The sequence below is a fragment of the Saccharopolyspora shandongensis genome (assembly GCF_900106995.1).
GTDB classification, from domain to species: Bacteria; Actinomycetota; Actinomycetes; order Mycobacteriales; family Pseudonocardiaceae; genus Saccharopolyspora; species Saccharopolyspora shandongensis.
Genome location: NZ_FNOK01000008.1, coordinates 226,021 through 240,376, shown reverse-complemented (window position 1 = coordinate 240,376; position 14,356 = coordinate 226,021). Strand labels below are relative to the sequence as shown.

General features: G+C 70.0%; 15 protein-coding genes and 1 pseudogene. 12 read left to right on the top strand and 4 right to left on the bottom strand.

Translation table 11 applies throughout. The features are described 5' to 3' along the window. On the top strand, positions 1–526 hold a 526-nt coding region (locus tag BLW84_RS11710), incomplete at its 5' end, for a sensor histidine kinase (RefSeq protein ID WP_143060926.1). 465 nt (positions 527–991) lie between these two features. On the opposite strand, the gene BLW84_RS11705 is transcribed toward BLW84_RS11710, so the two are convergent. After that, complete coding sequence (locus tag BLW84_RS11705) at positions 992–1,915, bottom strand: RNA polymerase sigma-70 factor (protein WP_093264851.1); 924 nt, start codon at positions 1,913–1,915, stop codon at positions 992–994. Positions 1,916–2,115: 200 nt separating this feature from the next. Between BLW84_RS11705 and BLW84_RS11700 the strand changes: the two genes are divergently transcribed. The 11 genes and pseudogenes from BLW84_RS11700 to BLW84_RS49000 form a co-directional block, all read left to right on the top strand. Further along, positions 2,116–2,601: a carboxymuconolactone decarboxylase family protein gene (locus tag BLW84_RS11700; RefSeq protein WP_093264849.1), complete on the top strand. Its 486-nt coding sequence runs from the start codon at positions 2,116–2,118 to the stop codon at positions 2,599–2,601. Positions 2,602–2,776: 175 nt separating this feature from the next. After that, positions 2,777–3,223, top strand: a complete 447-nt coding sequence (locus tag BLW84_RS11695; RefSeq protein WP_245761081.1) for an Rrf2 family transcriptional regulator — start codon at positions 2,777–2,779, stop codon at positions 3,221–3,223. 95 nt (positions 3,224–3,318) lie between these two features. After that, on the top strand, positions 3,319–4,740 hold the full coding sequence (locus tag BLW84_RS11690) for an MFS transporter (protein ID WP_093264846.1): 1,422 nt from the start codon (positions 3,319–3,321) through the stop codon (positions 4,738–4,740). A gap of 379 nt (positions 4,741–5,119) precedes the next feature. Continuing rightward, positions 5,120–6,112: a LysR family transcriptional regulator gene (locus BLW84_RS11685; RefSeq protein WP_093264845.1), complete on the top strand. Its 993-nt coding sequence runs from the start codon at positions 5,120–5,122 to the stop codon at positions 6,110–6,112. 105 nt (positions 6,113–6,217) lie between these two features. Then, entirely contained in the window at positions 6,218–7,477 is a 1,260-nt protein-coding gene (locus BLW84_RS11680; RefSeq protein ID WP_093264889.1) for a beta/alpha barrel domain-containing protein, read from the top strand. A 33-nt stretch (positions 7,478–7,510) separates the two neighbouring features. Continuing rightward, positions 7,511–8,908 carry an MFS transporter gene (locus BLW84_RS11675; RefSeq protein ID WP_093264843.1) on the top strand — a complete coding sequence of 466 codons (1,398 nt, stop codon included), beginning with the start codon at positions 7,511–7,513 and terminating at the stop codon, positions 8,906–8,908. A 23-nt stretch (positions 8,909–8,931) separates the two neighbouring features. Further along, positions 8,932–9,090, top strand: coding sequence for a hypothetical protein (locus tag BLW84_RS47400; RefSeq protein WP_177226405.1), 159 nt, complete (start codon positions 8,932–8,934; stop codon positions 9,088–9,090). 160 nt (positions 9,091–9,250) lie between these two features. Next, positions 9,251–9,691 (top strand): MarR family winged helix-turn-helix transcriptional regulator, encoded by a 441-nt coding sequence (locus tag BLW84_RS11670; protein ID WP_093264842.1) that lies wholly within the window; start codon positions 9,251–9,253, stop codon positions 9,689–9,691. Then, a complete protein-coding gene (locus BLW84_RS11665) occupies positions 9,688–11,082 on the top strand; it encodes an MFS transporter (protein ID WP_093264840.1) in 1,395 nt (464 codons plus the stop codon). Before BLW84_RS11670 ends, BLW84_RS11665 begins: the two co-directional genes overlap by 4 nt. 43 nt (positions 11,083–11,125) lie before the next feature. Further along, positions 11,126–11,299, top strand: a complete 174-nt coding sequence (locus BLW84_RS49005; RefSeq protein WP_245761080.1) for a cysteine hydrolase family protein — start codon at positions 11,126–11,128, stop codon at positions 11,297–11,299. Positions 11,300–11,311: 12 nt separating this feature from the next. Further along, positions 11,312–11,632: pseudogene (locus BLW84_RS49000) on the top strand (cysteine hydrolase family protein); the annotation flags it as partial. Between the two features lie 12 nt (positions 11,633–11,644). Here BLW84_RS49000 and BLW84_RS11655 read toward each other — a convergent pair. From BLW84_RS11655 to BLW84_RS11645, 3 genes are all read right to left on the bottom strand, one after another. Then, entirely contained in the window at positions 11,645–11,935 is a 291-nt protein-coding gene (locus BLW84_RS11655) for a hypothetical protein (protein ID WP_093264839.1), read from the bottom strand. Between the two features lie 287 nt (positions 11,936–12,222). Then, complete coding sequence (locus BLW84_RS11650) at positions 12,223–13,035, bottom strand: family 1 encapsulin nanocompartment shell protein (protein ID WP_093264837.1); 813 nt, start codon at positions 13,033–13,035, stop codon at positions 12,223–12,225. Beyond that, positions 13,032–14,048 (bottom strand): Dyp-type peroxidase, encoded by a 1,017-nt coding sequence (locus tag BLW84_RS11645; RefSeq protein ID WP_093264887.1) that lies wholly within the window; start codon positions 14,046–14,048, stop codon positions 13,032–13,034. The genes BLW84_RS11650 and BLW84_RS11645 overlap by 4 nt, the downstream gene beginning before the upstream one ends. Positions 14,049–14,356: the final 308 nt, after the last annotated feature.

Below are 14,356 nucleotides of genomic sequence, written 5' to 3'. Positions count from 1 at the left end.
GCTGTCGGACATGGTGGACGATCTGTTCGAGTTGTCGCGGATCCAGTCCGGGACGCTGCGTCTGGCTCCGCGGTTGGTGGCGCTGGACGACCTCGTCAGCGATGAGGTGGCGGCGTTGGAAGTGGTGGCCGGTGAGCGGGGGATCAGCTTGAGCGCGAGGATGGTCGAGCCGGTCGTGGTCAACGTGGACGACCGTGCTTTCACGCGGGTGTTCAACAATCTGCTGGGGAACGCGATCCGGTATGCCCCGGAGGGTTCGACGGTGACGGTGGACATCCGCGTGCTCGCCGGCTGGGCGGCCGTCTCGGTGAGCGATGAGTGCGGGGGGATCCCGGAAGGTGACCTGGCGTCGGTGTTTGACATGGGGTGGCGGGGGGAGGACCGGAGGACCCGCGGTAGCAGTGGCGGCGGTCTCGGCCTGGCCATCGTGCAGGGCCTCGTGCAGGCGCACAACGGGGACGTGTCGGTGCGCAACGTCCCGGGTGGCTGCTGCTTCGAGGTACGCCTCCCACTACCCGCCGCCTGAAACTCGCCCATCCGCCTGGAAAGCCCGATCGGAGTCGCCCGCTGCGCGTGGTGGCACTGGCGACGGACCACGCATCGAGATCGACATGCCTGGCGGCCCGCTCGACTGGAACAGTGCTCTCGGCGTCGTAGACATCCGGTGGCGGGAACGAAGAAGGGCCGCCCGGTCGCCCCTCTTCGCCGTCGTCAGGAGGTGTAGAAGCCCGGGCCCGGGATCACGTGCAGCTCGGTGCCCTGCTGGCCGTTGTAGAAGGCCGAGCCCAGGTAGCTGTATCTGGTCGGATCCATTGAGGACAATTCGGTTCTACTCCGACGCCGGAGCTCATGCGGCTCCGGCGAGCATTGCGGGCGATCCGGGAACCCCACCGGTTCCCGAAAGGGCCTGCCGGCGAAAGGAGCGCGGTCGATCGGGCATCGGGCGTGCCTTTCCCGGAGGAGCACGGCGGCTGAACCGCTGCTGCCGGATTCAGCGCCGCAGAGCGGTTTCCCGGACCATGTGCGACAGCTTCTCGGGATTGCGCACGGCGTAGAGCCCGGCGATGCGGCCGTCGTCGATGCGCACCGCCAGAACCGTGTCGAGCTCGCCGTTGTGCCGCACGAGCAGCGCCGGGTGCCCGTTGACCTGTGCCGGGCGCAGCGACGCCGCGGCGATCTTGCCCAGCACCTGGGCCACCGCGTCGGCCCCCACGAGGGGCGCCAACGCGGCCTTCACGACCCCGCCGCCGTCGGTCAGGAGCACGACGTCCGGCGCGAGGGTGTCGAGCAGGCGTTGCAGGTCGCCCGTCTCGACCGCCCGCTGGAACGCCGTGAGCGCGTCCTGTGCCTGCGCCGGGGAAACGGCCCCGCGCGGGCGGCGCGCGGCGACGTGCGCCCGCGCCCGGTGCGCGATCTGGCGGACCGCGGCCGGGCTCTTGTCGACGGCCTCCGCGATCTCGTCGTAGGCCAGGTCGAACACCTCGCGCAGCACGAACACCGCCCGCTCGGTCGGCGCGAGCGTCTCCAGCACCAGCATCATCGCCATCGAGACGCTGTCGGCCAGCTCGACGTCCTCGGCGACGTCGGGCGCGGTGAGCAGCGGCTCGGGCAGCCAGGGGCCGACGTAGGACTCCCTGCGGCGGCCGAGCGAGCGCAGCCGGCTCAGCGCCTGGCGCGTGGCGATCCGGACCAGGAAGGCGCGCTGGTCCCGCACCGCGTCGAGATCGACGTCCACCCACCGCAACCAGGTCTCCTGCAGGACGTCCTCCGCGTCGGCGGCCGAGCCGAGCAGCTCGTAGGCGACGGTGAACAGCAGGTTGCGGTGGGCTACGAACCCCTCGGTGGCGGCGCCCATGCGGTCGCCGCGCGCGAGCGGCTCGGCCGTGTCCGTGGTTCGCTCGCTGCGCTCGTTCATCGCCGGCTCCTGTCCGTTCGTCCTCGACCCTGCCACACGCACAAGGCGCCGGTCCCGGCCGCTTTGTGACACCCGTGATCGGTGTCGTGCATCACACCGCCGCGCTGTCACAAGGAGCGGGTCGCCGACATCTCCATGGTCGTCAAGACGCCGCGCGAACGATCCGCGCGGCACGCCACCGCACGAGCGAGGACGAAGCCATGGAACCCCGCATCAACCTGATGACCAACAAGATCGGCGCCAAGGTCGGCAAGCGGATCTACAACGTCAGCCTGGCGATCCAGGAGTCGTCGCTGCCCAAGGCCCTCCAGCAGTTGGTGGAACTGCGCGCCAGCCAGATCAACGGCTGTGGCTGGTGCGTCGACGTCCACACCAAGGAGGCCGCGGCTGCCGGCGAGACCGCGGTCCGGCTCAACCTGGTCGCCGCCTGGCGCGAGTCCACCGTGTTCACCGAGGCCGAGCGGGCCGCGCTGGCGCTCGCCGAGGAGGGCACCCGGCTGGCCGACGCCCACGGCGGAGTGTCGGACGAGACCTGGGCCGAGGTGTGCGAGCACTACGACGAGGACCAGGTCGCCGCGCTGGTCTCCTTGGTCGCCATGATCAACGCCGCCAACCGGCTCGGCGTGATCACGCGCACGCGGGGAGGTTCCTACGACCCCGGCATGTTCGCCGCCCTGTCGAGCTGATCGGCGGACGGACCCGGCCCGGATCGTCCGATCCGGGCCGGGTCCGTCCGTAATCCATTGTGGACGGAGGTGTCGGTCGGCGAGCAGTGGCCGCGGAGGAATTGACAGGTAATCGAACTGCAACTAATTTTGTTGCAGTTCGGCGGTTGCCGTGGTTCGCGCGAGGGGGGTTGCGGTGGGTCTCAGCAGCAGGAGTGCGGTCGCGATCCACGCGCTCACGATGTTGGCGCGCTGGGACGACCGATCGCTGGCCTCGGCGGAAATCGCGGAAAGCCTGGCGAGCAACCCGGTTCTCGTGCGACGCATCCTGGGTGGCCTCCGGGATGCCGACCTGGTGGCGTCCACCGAGGGGCGTGGCGGCGGGTGGTCGCTGGCTCGTGCCGCGCGCGAGATCACGCTCTACGACGCGTACGCCGCCGTCGAGGCGGGGCCGGTCCTGTCGCGGCATCCCCATCCGCCCAGCGCGGAGTGCGAAGTGGGGCGCAACATGCAGGACCTGCTGGAGGCGGAGTTCCGGGACGCAGAGCGGGCGATGGAGGAACGGCTCGGCCGGACGACCATCGCCGACCTGGCGCGGAAGGTGCTGGCCTGCGAGCGCGAGGTCGCCCTGCGGAACAGCTGAGCCGGACAGCGACGGAGGCGGACTCCTCCGTCGTTCTTTTTTACCCAAACTGCAACCGTGGTGGTAGCGGTAAATCTCGCGGAGGAGTGCGTCGAATGACATCCACGTCGATCGAGCCGGGACGAACCGGCTCCGGACGTGCCCTGCTGGCAGTGCTCATGCCGGCGATCCTCGTCACGGTCACCGCAAGCGACATGGTCAACCTCATGCTCCCGTCGATCGGCGCGGAGTTCGGGGCGTCCGAGGCGGAATTGGCCTGGGTCGTCACCGGATTCCTGCTGATGTTCTCGGTCGGCATCCCGCTCTACGGCCGCCTCTCCGACCGGCTGGGTCTGCGGAGCCTCTTCGCCTTCGCCCTGGTGACCTACGCGGTCGGGAGCCTGATCTGCGCGTTCGCCCCGGAACTACTCGTGCTGGTGCTCGGGCGGATGGTGATGGGCGTCGGGGCGGCCGCGATACCGGTGCTGGCGATCATCTCCGTCACCAGGCTGATACCGGAGGACGAGCGGGGGATGGGCATCGGCGTCGTCTCCGCGGCCGCGGGCATCGGCACCGCCGTCGGCCCGGCGCTCGGCGGCGGGCTCGGCCAGTTCCTCGGCTGGCCTGCGCTGTTCTGGCTCGTGCTCGTGGTCGCGCTGGTGCTGCTTCCCCTGGCGCTGCGCGTGCTGCCGGGCGAACCCCCGGCGGGGGCGGGTCGCTTCGACCTCCTCGGCGGCGTCTTGCTGGGACTCGGCGCCGGACTCGTCCTGTACGGCATCACCCAGGCGCAGGTCGCGGGCTTCGGCGCGCCGTCGTCCTGGGGCAGCCTCCTGATCGCGGTCGTGGCGATCGCGTTGTTCGGGTGGCGCACCGCTCGCGTCGCACAGCCCTTCGTCCCGCCCGCGCTGTTCGCCAACCGGGTCTACCGGGCCGCGGTCGTCGTCGCGTTCCTGGCCATGGCGGTCAACCTCGGCGGCCTGGTCTTCGTCCCGCTGCTGGTGGTCGACGTCAACGGCCTCGCCCCGGGCGCGGGCGCCCTGGTCATGATCCCGGCCGGGGTCGCCGTCGCCGTCCTCTCGCCGCTGATCGGCCGCCTCGCCGACCGCATCGGCACCCGGCCCCTGGTGCTGGCCGGGCTCGCGACGATCGGGGTGTTCGCCCTGTTCCTCTCGACCGCCACGGGAGGCGCGTCGGTGATCCCCGCCGGGATCGGCATCCTCGGGCTCGGCGTCGGCTTCATCTTCGTGATCACGCCGATCATCAGCGCCGCGGCGAGCGCGCTGCCGGGCGACCAGGTGGGCGTCGGCCTCGGAATCCTGCAGGGCGCGCAGTTCCTCGGCGCCGGCACCGGCCCGGCCCTGTTCGGCGTGCTGGTCGCTGCGAGGCTGGAGAGCGGCAGCAGCGCCATCAATCCCTTCTACGGCGGCCAGGACGGCGCTGCCTACTCCGATGCGTTCCTGGCGATGGCCGTGGTCGTCGTCCTCGCGTTGATCGTCGCCTTCCGGATGCGCCCCGCGGCAACGTCGCGGGACAGCTGAAACATCCGCACAACGCCGCCCGGACGGCTGGGGCGCAGATCGGCGGGCGCGGTCCGGTGTCGAACTCAAGCGGATTTATCGAAACGAGCAGATTTTCTACCTGAATGTCGCAACGGGTCGGAACATTGCCGAGGCCGGGCGTTTCCATTTCGTGGAAAGTGTGAATCCGCGCACTGTCCGGCAAAATCGGACAACGGTTGGGAACTGCGTTGATCGCCGGATTCGCGGCCGCCGTCCAGTCGTCTGGGATGCTCTATTCGGCGGATGTGGCTCGGGCGTCGTCGCGCTTCGGCTGCAATATTCGGAGCATCCGGCCGGTGCGGTAATCTCGTCGGCTGGGGTTCATTTCACGGCCATCGCGGGGAAAGGGTGCCGAAGCATGTCCGAGTTGTGGGATGAGACGCAGAGGTTAACCAATCCGCTGATTTCCCGGAATCTGGTCTACTTCATCGCGCTCGCCGACGAGCTGCATTTCGGCCGGGCCGCCGAGCGGCTGTTCGTCACGCAGTCGGCGCTCTCCCAGGGCATCCGCTCCATGGAGCGACTCCTCGGCGCGGAGCTGTTCGTCCGGAGCAGGCGGGGAGTCCGCCTCACCGACTCCGGGAAGATCCTGCTGGGCGAGGCGACGTGCATTCTCCGGCGGTCCGAGCGGATAGCCCGGACGATCCGGGAGGTGGCCGGCGGGAGTTCCGGCCGGATCCGCGTGCTGTACAGCAGGTCCGGTGTCCACTTGGGACAGCGGCGGTTCGTCGAGGAGTTCCGCGGCGAACATCCCGAGGTCGACGTGGTGACGATCGCGGGGTGGGCGTCGCACAACGTCGCCGCGCTCCGCTCGCGCAAGGCCGACGTGGCCTTCGTGCGCACCCCTCCGGGTCTCCCGGACATCGACTGCCGGGTGATCGGGGAAGAGGAGCTCGTGGCCGTCGTTCCCGCCGATTCGCCGCTGGCCGCCCGCGATCGCGTGACGCGCGAGGAGTTCCGGGCGCAGCCGGTCGTGATGTGGCAGCGGGACAGTGGCCCGGAGTTCTACGATCGCGTCGTCGAGCAGATCTGGGGCGACGATGTGCCCGAGATCACCTCCGTCGAACCCGACTACGCCAACGTGATCGACGCGGTCTTCTCGGGTTCGGGAGTCGCCGTGCTGGACCGCTCGCTGGCCGAACGCACCGCGGTCGGCGGCGCCGTCTACCGGCCCTTCGCAGGCCGGCGCCCGACCGGCGAGATCGCCCTGGCCTGGTTGAACAGCGACAGCAGCCCGCTGATCCGCCGGTTCGTCGAATTCGTCGCCGCCGAGGCGGGCCGGCACGGGCTCGCGGAGCCGGTGGAGCTGTCCGCCGCCCTCGGGCGGCAGGCGCGGAACAATCGGTTCTGATCAGACCATTAGAAAGTTTAATTAGATGTCCGAACGGGTGCGATGTAACGTCGCCTGCGGTCAACGGTGACCGCCTACTCCAACCACCTGAAAGGGATCGGCTTCATGCTGTCGTTTCCGGAGGGACATCAGCCGCGTTACAACGACTTTTCAATTCGAGCGATCTCGGATGAAACGCTTCGCGAGGGTGGTGAGCGTGCTCCATTCGGCGCCGACGATTCGCGCAAGCTGCGGTTGATCGAGGCGGTCACCGGCGCCGGTGTCACCGACATCGACGTCGGCTCGGGGATCACCGAGGCGGCGTTCGTGCGCAACGTGCTGGACGCGAAGTACTTGATGGGCAGGATTCCGGAGCAGACGGAATTCTCGTTCAACCTGACTTTGAAGACGTGGGAACCGCTGTGCGAACAGCTGGAGCGCAACATTCCGCGCGAGTACCTCAAGGAGATGTACGTCAGCATCGGCATGATCGAGATCGACAGCGAGAACAAGCTGTTCGAACGGGTCGCCGAGCGGCTGCGCTCCATCGGCGTGGGGCGGCTGCGGTCCAGCCTGCTCAACGCCTTCTCCGGCACCGTTGACGAGGACAAGTACGCCCACCTCAACGACCAGATCGAGCGCTGCCGGCAGCAGGGGATCTCGCTGGTCCGGATCAACGACTCCGTCGGCACCCTGCTCCCGGACGCGACCGCGATCCTGGCGGCCAACCTGGTGCACGACAACCCGGACTTCAACTTCTACCTGCACGGGCACAACGACCGCGGCATCGGCACGGCGAACTCGCTGGTGTCGGTCTTCCACGGCTTCCAGATGATCGAGGGTGGCGTCGCCGGCGTCGGCAACCGGGCCGGGCTCGCCGAGCTGGAGTCGATCGCCACCGTCTTCGCCGAGCGCAACATCACCGTTGAGGCCGCGGAGCTGGACATCGAGAAGCTCTCCGCCGCCGCGCGGCTCTCCGAGGAGGTCTTCCTGGCCACCCCGGACCCGTACCGTGCGGTGAGCGGTTTCCTGGTGGAGAACGAGAACGCGGGCATCGTGAACGTGCCGGACTACCTCGGCGTGTCCCGGCCGGTGGACTACTTCCTCAACCGGATCGGCCTGTTCCCGGTCTACATCAAGCAGATCCTCGCCGAGGCCGGCGCGGACCCGGTCATGCTCAAGGACGACGAGCTGATCCAGCAGATCTACGTCCGCCTCGCCGAGCAGATGGACGAGCTGTACCAGCAGAAGCGCGTCGAGTACGACCGGCTCGCTGCGCAGATCAAGGCGTTCTACGCGGACATGGTGCGGCTGAACGACGTTCAGACCACCGCGCTGGAGGTCATCCGCGAGCGCGCGGACCGCGCCACCGTGGTCGGCGTCTGAAGTGGCGCGGCCGGAACGGATTGAACTCTCCTGATGAACGAAAGCAGTTATGCGTCCCGGCTGACGGCCGCCGGTGTGGTGGCCGTCAGCATCGGGAACTTCCTCGTCGCCTTCGACGCGTCCTCGGTGAACGTGGCGTTGCCCAGCATCACCGCGTCCCTGCAGGCGTCGCAGGCCGAACAGCAGTGGTTCCTCGACGCCTACACGATTCCGCTGTGCGTCTTCCTGCTGACGGCGGGCGTCGCCGGTGACCGCTTCGGCGTCGCCCGCGTGTACCGGGTGTCGACGGCCGTGTTCGCCGTCGCCTCCCTGCTGTGCGCGCTGCCGATGTCGAGCTGGCAGCTGATCGCCGCGCGCGTGCTCCAGGGCGCCAGCGCGAGCTTCATGCTGCCGATGACGCTGTCCATCCTCACCAAGGGCATCCCCGACCTGACCCGGCGCGCCCGCGCCATCGGCGGCTGGGGCGTGGTCGGCGGTGTGGCCATCGCGACCGCACCGCTGGCCGGCGGCCTGATCACCCAGTTCGTGGGCTGGCAGTGGCTGTTCCTGGTCAACATCCCGGTGTGTGCGTTCGCGCTGGTGCTGATCCGCGGTTTCCGCGACCCGGTAGCGGCTCCGGAGCGCCGCTTCACCGTGCTGCCGCAGCTGCTGTTCTGCCTCGCCCTGACGTTCCTCGCCGGTTCGTTGATCGAGGGCGCGCACTCGTCGTTCGCCAACCCCGTGGTGGTGGCCGCGCTGGTCGGTTTCGCCGTGGCCCTGGGCGCGCTCGCGCTGACCCAGGCGAAGGCCACGACGCCGCTGGTGCCGCGCGCGCTGTTCACCCACCGCCCGTACCTGCTGGTCATCCTCTCCGGGGGCCTCTACCAGATCGGGTCCTACGGTTCGCTGCTGGTCCTGGCCCTCTTCCTGCAGCAGGAGCACGGGCTGAACGCCGAGCAGGCGGGCTACGCCGCGCTGCCGTGCTGCGTGGCGTGGCTGTGCGGGAACCTGCTGGCGAGCCGGGTGACGCCCGGGGTCCGGCGCCGGATCATCCTGACCGCCACGCTGATCGGCGGTGTGGGCGGTGCGTCGGTCGCCGTGCTGTCGGTGACCGGATCGCTGGGCGCGACGCTGGCGGCCACCGCGCTGATCGGCGTGCCATCCGGCCTGCTGGCGTCCCTGCTCAGCGCCGAGGCGATGCACCTGTGCCCGCCGGAGATCTCCGGGGCCGCGTCCGGCCTGCTGAACACCAGCAGGCAGGTGGGCATGACGATCGCCATCGCGGTGCTCGGCGGTCTCGGCTTCGCCTACCAGCTCCTCGTCCCGATGTTGGTCGTGGCGGGCGCGTTCCTGCTCGTCGGCGTCAGCTGCCTGTCGGCCTTCGCGCTGCGCGCGGACCACGGGCGGGCGGATGCGCCGAAGCAGCCGGTCGCGGCCGACGGATCCCGGTGAGATAGCCAGCGGAGGTGATGCCGGTGTGGATTTCTGTCGCGGGGGCGGTGGCCGCGGCATGGGTCCTGGCCGGCCTGGTCGTCGGCGCGGGCCGGTACCGGCACCGGCTCGCGCGGGCGTGCCGCCGCGTGGAGTCGCGGTGCGGGCAGTGGTACGAGCTGCGGTCGAAAAACTGGTTCTGAAGCGGGAATTCATACGTGGGCGGGATGGTTCCCGTCCCGCACGGCGGTGCTCCTCCTCGACGGCCGGGCGAGGAGGAGCATCGGTGCGCCCCTCCGCGCGGTTGAAATCTGTGCAGTCTGAACTGTACAGTTTCAACTGCGTAATTTGGAGGTGGTGGCCATGGGCGACGCCGTGTCGGAGTCGGCGGTCCGCACCGCGCGCGAGCTGCGGACCGCGGTGGGCCGCCTGCGGCGGCGGTTCAGGCAGGCATACGACGCCGAAGGGCTGACACCGTCGCAGATGTCGGCGTTGAACAGGCTCGACAGGTCGGGCCCGGCGTCGACCAGCGACCTGGCGGCGGCGGAAGGCGTTCGGCACCAGTCGATGGCCGCGACGCTGAACGTGCTGGACGAGCGCGGCCTGATCGAGCGTCGCGCGGATCCCAACGACGGACGCAGGCAGCTCGTATCCGTCAGCGACGCCGGGCACCTGTTCCTCGCGGACAAGCGCCGCGCGGGGGAGGAGTGGCTGGCCCGGGCCCTGCAGGACAACTACACCGAGCGGGAACGGCAGACCGTGCTGAAAGCGTTGGTGCTGCTGGAAAAGATCACCGAGTCATGATCCGGCGGACGGCTTCCCCGGCGGGCTTCGACCGGAAGCTGCTCGCGCCGATGATCGTCGGGTCGATCCTGAACCCGGTCAACTCCTCGATCGTCGCGGTGGCGCTGGTGCCGATCGGGGTCGCGTTCGGCGCGCCGCCTTCGGAGACGGCCTGGCTGATCGCGGCGCTGTACCTGGCCACCGCGATCGGCCAGCCGGTCGCGGGCAGGCTGATCGACCTGCACGGCCCGCGTCGCCTGTACCTCGTCGGCGCGTTCCTGACCGGGCTCGCCGGCGTCATCGGCACGCTCGCGCCGAACCTCGGCGTGCTCGTCGTCGCGCGGGTGGTGCTGGGGTTCGGAACCTGCGCGGGATACCCCGCCGCGATGCACCTGATCCGCGGCGAGGCCGAGCGCACCGGGAAGGACAGCCCGGCCGGGGTGCTCACCGCCATCGCGATCGCCACGCAGACGATCGCGGTCATCGGGCCCAGCCTCGGCGGAGCGCTCATCGGGCTGGGCGGCTGGCGCGCCACGCTCGCGCTCAACATCCCGCTCGCGGCCCTCGGACTGGTCCTCGGCGCGCTGCGGTTGCCGAAGAGTGCTGCGCGGCCCGGCGACCGCGCCGAACGCGGGCTCGACCTGCCGGGCATGGCGCTGTTCGCGGTGAACCTGGTGTCGCTGCTGCTGTTCCTGATGAACCCGGGCGTCGACCGCTGGTACCTGCTCGTCGCGGCGGTGGTCGCCGGTGCGGCCTTCGCGGTGCGGGAGCTGCGGACCTCGGCGCCGTTCATCGACCTGCGCCTGCTGGGCGGGAACGTGCCGCTGGTCCTGACCTACGTGCGGGCGCTGCTCGCCTACGTCGTCGCCTACTCTTTCCTCTACGGCTGCACGCAGTGGATGGAGGAGGGGCGCGGGCTTTCCGCCGCGCAGGCCGGCATCGCGCAGCTGCCGTTGTTCGGCATCGGGATCCTGGCCTCGATCCTCGCCGGCCGGCGCAAGGAAGTCCGGACCAAGCTGATGATCGGCGCCGCGGGGCAGGTCGTCGCCTGCGCCCTGCTGCTCGCGCTCGGCTCGGGCAGCCCGTTCTGGCTGCTGCTGATCGTCGCCGGCGTCTTTGGCGTGCCGCAGGGGCTGAACAACCTCGCATTGCAGAATTCCGTTTACCACCAGGCGGATCCGGATCGCATCGGTTCCTCGTCCGGCCTGCTGCGCACCTCCGGCTACCTGGGCGCGATCATCGCCTCCGCCGTCGGCGGTGCCTTCTTCTCCCACGGCGCCGACACCGCCGGGCTGCACCACCTGAGCTGGTTCATGCTCGGCACCGCCATCGCGTTCCTCGCGGTGACCCTGGCGGATCGCTCGCTCGGTCGCATCGGCGCCGCGCGGGAAACCGGCGGAGCACCGGCATGAACCCGACCACCCGGAAAGGATCGTCCCCCATGTCCAACACCGCGTGAGCCGCGTCCAGGACGAGCGCTACCTGCCGCGGCTCGTCGATGCGGTCGAGGCCGCGCGGGGTGCCGGAATTCCGGTCATCCACGTGGTGCTCGGCTTCCGCGCAGGGCACCCCGAATGCGCCCCGCGCAACAAGACCTTCAGCGCGCTGCCGCCCGGGGCGTTCGTCTAAGGCGACCCCAGCGCCGCGATCCACCCCGACGTCGCGCCCCGGCCGGGAGAAGTCGTCGTGACGAAGAAGCGGGTGAGCGCCTTCACCGGCAGCGACCTGGCGCTGGTGCTGCGGTCGGCCGGCATCGACCACCTCGTGCTCACCGGGATCGCCACGAGCGGCGTCGTGCTGTCCACACTGCGGCAGGCCGCCGACCTCGACTACCGGCTCACGGTGCTCTCCGACGGCTGCTACGACCCGGATCCCGAGGTCCACGAGGTGCTCATCGGCAAGGTGTTCGCCCGGCAGGCCGAGGTGACGAGCATCGGGGAGTGGTACGCGGCGCTCGCCTGACCGGGGACGCGGTCAGGTCTGCTGGTTCGGCGGATCGGCGTTCCGGCTCGTCCGGGTCTTGGCGTAGCGGCACATCCCGAACATGGCGCCGATCCCGGTCAGCCACGGGATGGCCGCGGACAGGCTGCCGTGGATGAGCACCACGGTCAGCAGCACGGGGACCAGCGGTGCGACGACGAGGAGGGTCGCGCCCCAGTCCTGCTGCGCGTTGCTGAGCAGCGACCAGACCGGGCTGTCGCTGTCTTCGCGGCGGCCACCCTTCTTCCTCGTGATTGCGCGTTGTTGCTCATTTGCTTCTGTCACTCGCCCCGACCCGTGGTTCTCGAGGCCGACCTCCCCGTCAGCCCAGCCTTCGGAACCTCCCGAGGCGCGCCGGGCGTGGCAGGCTCCCGGCCCGGCGCGCTTCGTGAGGTCCCTTCATCTCTGCCACTGGTTCATACCGGTGGCAGAGATGCCGGCGCCGGTGATCATGCCGGGGTTGCGCCCAGCGGCGGGTTGGGGGCGCCGACCGGCGTGGGCGGTTCAGAGCAGCCGATGGCGTCCGTCCACAATGGCCGACGATCGACGATTTCACCTGAACGAGTGAGATCTCAGCCGTCCTGGCCGGCGGCCAGCGCGATCGCCGCCTCGGGCGTGTTGAGCAAGAACGCGAAGCTCTCCTCGAAGTACAGGTCGATTCCCTCGGCGTCGTGCGACAGGTAGCCGATCGAAAGGTCCTGCCCCAGCAACAGGTCGTGATCGCCGCCCCGGGTCGACAGCAGGCAGCCGCCGCTGATCGACGGCGCCCACACAACGTCTCCGCCGAGGATGCGCTGCAGGTGCTCGATCAGCGGATACCCGGCCTCGGTGGCTCCGGCGGCCGCCGTGTACTCGGACGCGCCGAGCAGCAACGCGTGCGGGCCGTCGACGCCCGCCAGCCGCAGCGCGGCCAGGCCCTCGGCCACCGCGCCCGGCAGCCCGCTCACGTCGGCGGGCAGCGGAATCGGCCGGTGCGACGAACCGGCGCGGATGCCGGTGATGCCGGCGGCCTCGAACCCGTCGACGATCGCGCGGTCCTCGGCCTGCGCGATGCGCTGGGCCGCGTCCTTGACGGGTTGCCAGTCGGCGTCTCGGGAACCGCGTTCGACCTCGTCGACGGCGTCCCGGGAGACGCGGAACGGCACGCGCAACTCCAGCACCTGCAGGGACTCCCGCAACCCCGCCTGCAGGCCCTCGTGGCCGGGTGCGTCGATGCGCGTGCTGCGCCCGGTCCCGACCGCGGCGAAGGTGTCGCCCTTCGGCTCGGACACGTCCACGGCCCGCCGGCCGGCCGCGTGCCGTGCGAAGGTGCGGCGCGCTTCCTGTTCCAGGTCGACCCAGGCGGCCTGCGAGATGGGCGCCAGTTCGCGGTGCAGGTTGTTCATGACGGCGGGTTTCCCTTCAGGCTCCCGATGCCGAGCGACGCCCCGGCGGTCGGCGTTCCGGTCGGTTCCGGCGGTTGCTGCTCCAGGAACGTCAGCGTGGGCACGAAGAACAGCGATCCGGTCACGGCGGTGGAGAAGTCCAGGATCCGGTCGTGGTTGCCCGCCGGCGCGCCGACGAACATGTTGGTCAGCATCTGCTCGATGACCCAGGGGTCGGCGGCGTAGCCGATGAAGTAGGTGCCGAACCGGCCCCCGGTGAACTCGCCGAAGGGCATGTTGTCCCGCACGATCTGCCGTTCACTGCCGTCCTCGGCGGTGATGGTCGTCAGCGCGACGTGCGAGTCGGCAGGCTTCACGTCGTCGGCGAGTTCGATGTCGTCGAGCTTGGTGCGGCCGACGACCCGCTGCTGCTCCTCGATCGGCAGCTCGTTCCACGCCACCAGGTCGTGCAGGTACTTCTGCACGACCACGTAGCTGGCGCCGGCGAAATCCGGGTCCTCGTCCGCCGCGACCGCCACCGCGGCCCGCGCCGCCACCCCGGTCGGGTTCTCGGTGCCGTCCACGAACCCCAGCAGGTCCCGCTCGTCCCAGTACTTGAAGCCGTGCACCTCGTCGAGGATCGTCACCGCGCCCCGCAGCCGCGCCAAGATCTGCGCCGCCAGCTCGAAGCACAGGAACTCCTGCCTGGCCCGGATGTGCAGCAGGACGTCGCCCGGCGTGGACACCGACCGGTGCTTCGCCCCGACGAACTCCGGCAGGGGATGCAGGCCCGCCGGGCGCGGCCCCGAGAACAGGCGATCCCACGCCTGCGATCCGATCCCGGCCACGCAGGTCAGCCCGCCCTCGGGGTAGCGGAAACCGACCGCGCGCTGCAGCGCCGCGAGATCGCCGAGCGCATCCCGCACCTGCGACTCGCCGCCGGCCGAAACCGAGAGCACGAGGAAGATCGCCGAAGGCGTCAACGGCGCCAGCACCGGCTGCGGCACTGCATCGGTCGATTCGGGGCTCGACATCGTGGTGCTCACCTCCCAAGTGGCCGACTCTAAGGGGAAATTTCCGAATCGGCTCCGCGTACTGGTGCGGGTAGCGGCCCCTGCGGAAGTTGTGGCCGGGCCTGCTGCGGGATGCGGCCGACGCCGCATTCGACCGGCCCCGGTGCCACAGAGGCTGTCTTGGATGTGGTGCCGCAGGGTCGTGGTCGATCGGCTGGTGGCTTCGAGGTGGTGAGGCGAACGGACTGTTCGCCTCGCCTGTCGAGGCGAACGGGCCGTTCACTCCGCGCCGGCCAACGACGACTCACCACTGCGCCAACGGGTTCGAA

Coding starts and splice junctions, on each gene's coding strand:
- BLW84_RS11705 (WP_093264851.1), bottom strand. CDS start 1,915: ATGAACGAGCGCAGCGAGCGAACCACGGACACGGCCGAGCCGCTCGCG.
- BLW84_RS11700 (WP_093264849.1), top strand. CDS start 2,116: ATGGAACCCCGCATCAACCTGATGACCAACAAGATCGGCGCCAAGGTC.
- BLW84_RS11690 (WP_093264846.1), top strand. CDS start 3,319: ATGACATCCACGTCGATCGAGCCGGGACGAACCGGCTCCGGACGTGCC.
- BLW84_RS11685 (WP_093264845.1), top strand. CDS start 5,120: ATGTCCGAGTTGTGGGATGAGACGCAGAGGTTAACCAATCCGCTGATT.
- BLW84_RS11680 (WP_093264889.1), top strand. CDS start 6,218: ATGCTGTCGTTTCCGGAGGGACATCAGCCGCGTTACAACGACTTTTCA.
- BLW84_RS11675 (WP_093264843.1), top strand. CDS start 7,511: ATGAACGAAAGCAGTTATGCGTCCCGGCTGACGGCCGCCGGTGTGGTG.
- BLW84_RS11670 (WP_093264842.1), top strand. CDS start 9,251: ATGGGCGACGCCGTGTCGGAGTCGGCGGTCCGCACCGCGCGCGAGCTG.
- BLW84_RS11665 (WP_093264840.1), top strand. CDS start 9,688: ATGATCCGGCGGACGGCTTCCCCGGCGGGCTTCGACCGGAAGCTGCTC.
- BLW84_RS11650 (WP_093264837.1), bottom strand. CDS start 13,035: ATGAACAACCTGCACCGCGAACTGGCGCCCATCTCGCAGGCCGCCTGG.
- BLW84_RS11645 (WP_093264887.1), bottom strand. CDS start 14,048: ATGTCGAGCCCCGAATCGACCGATGCAGTGCCGCAGCCGGTGCTGGCG.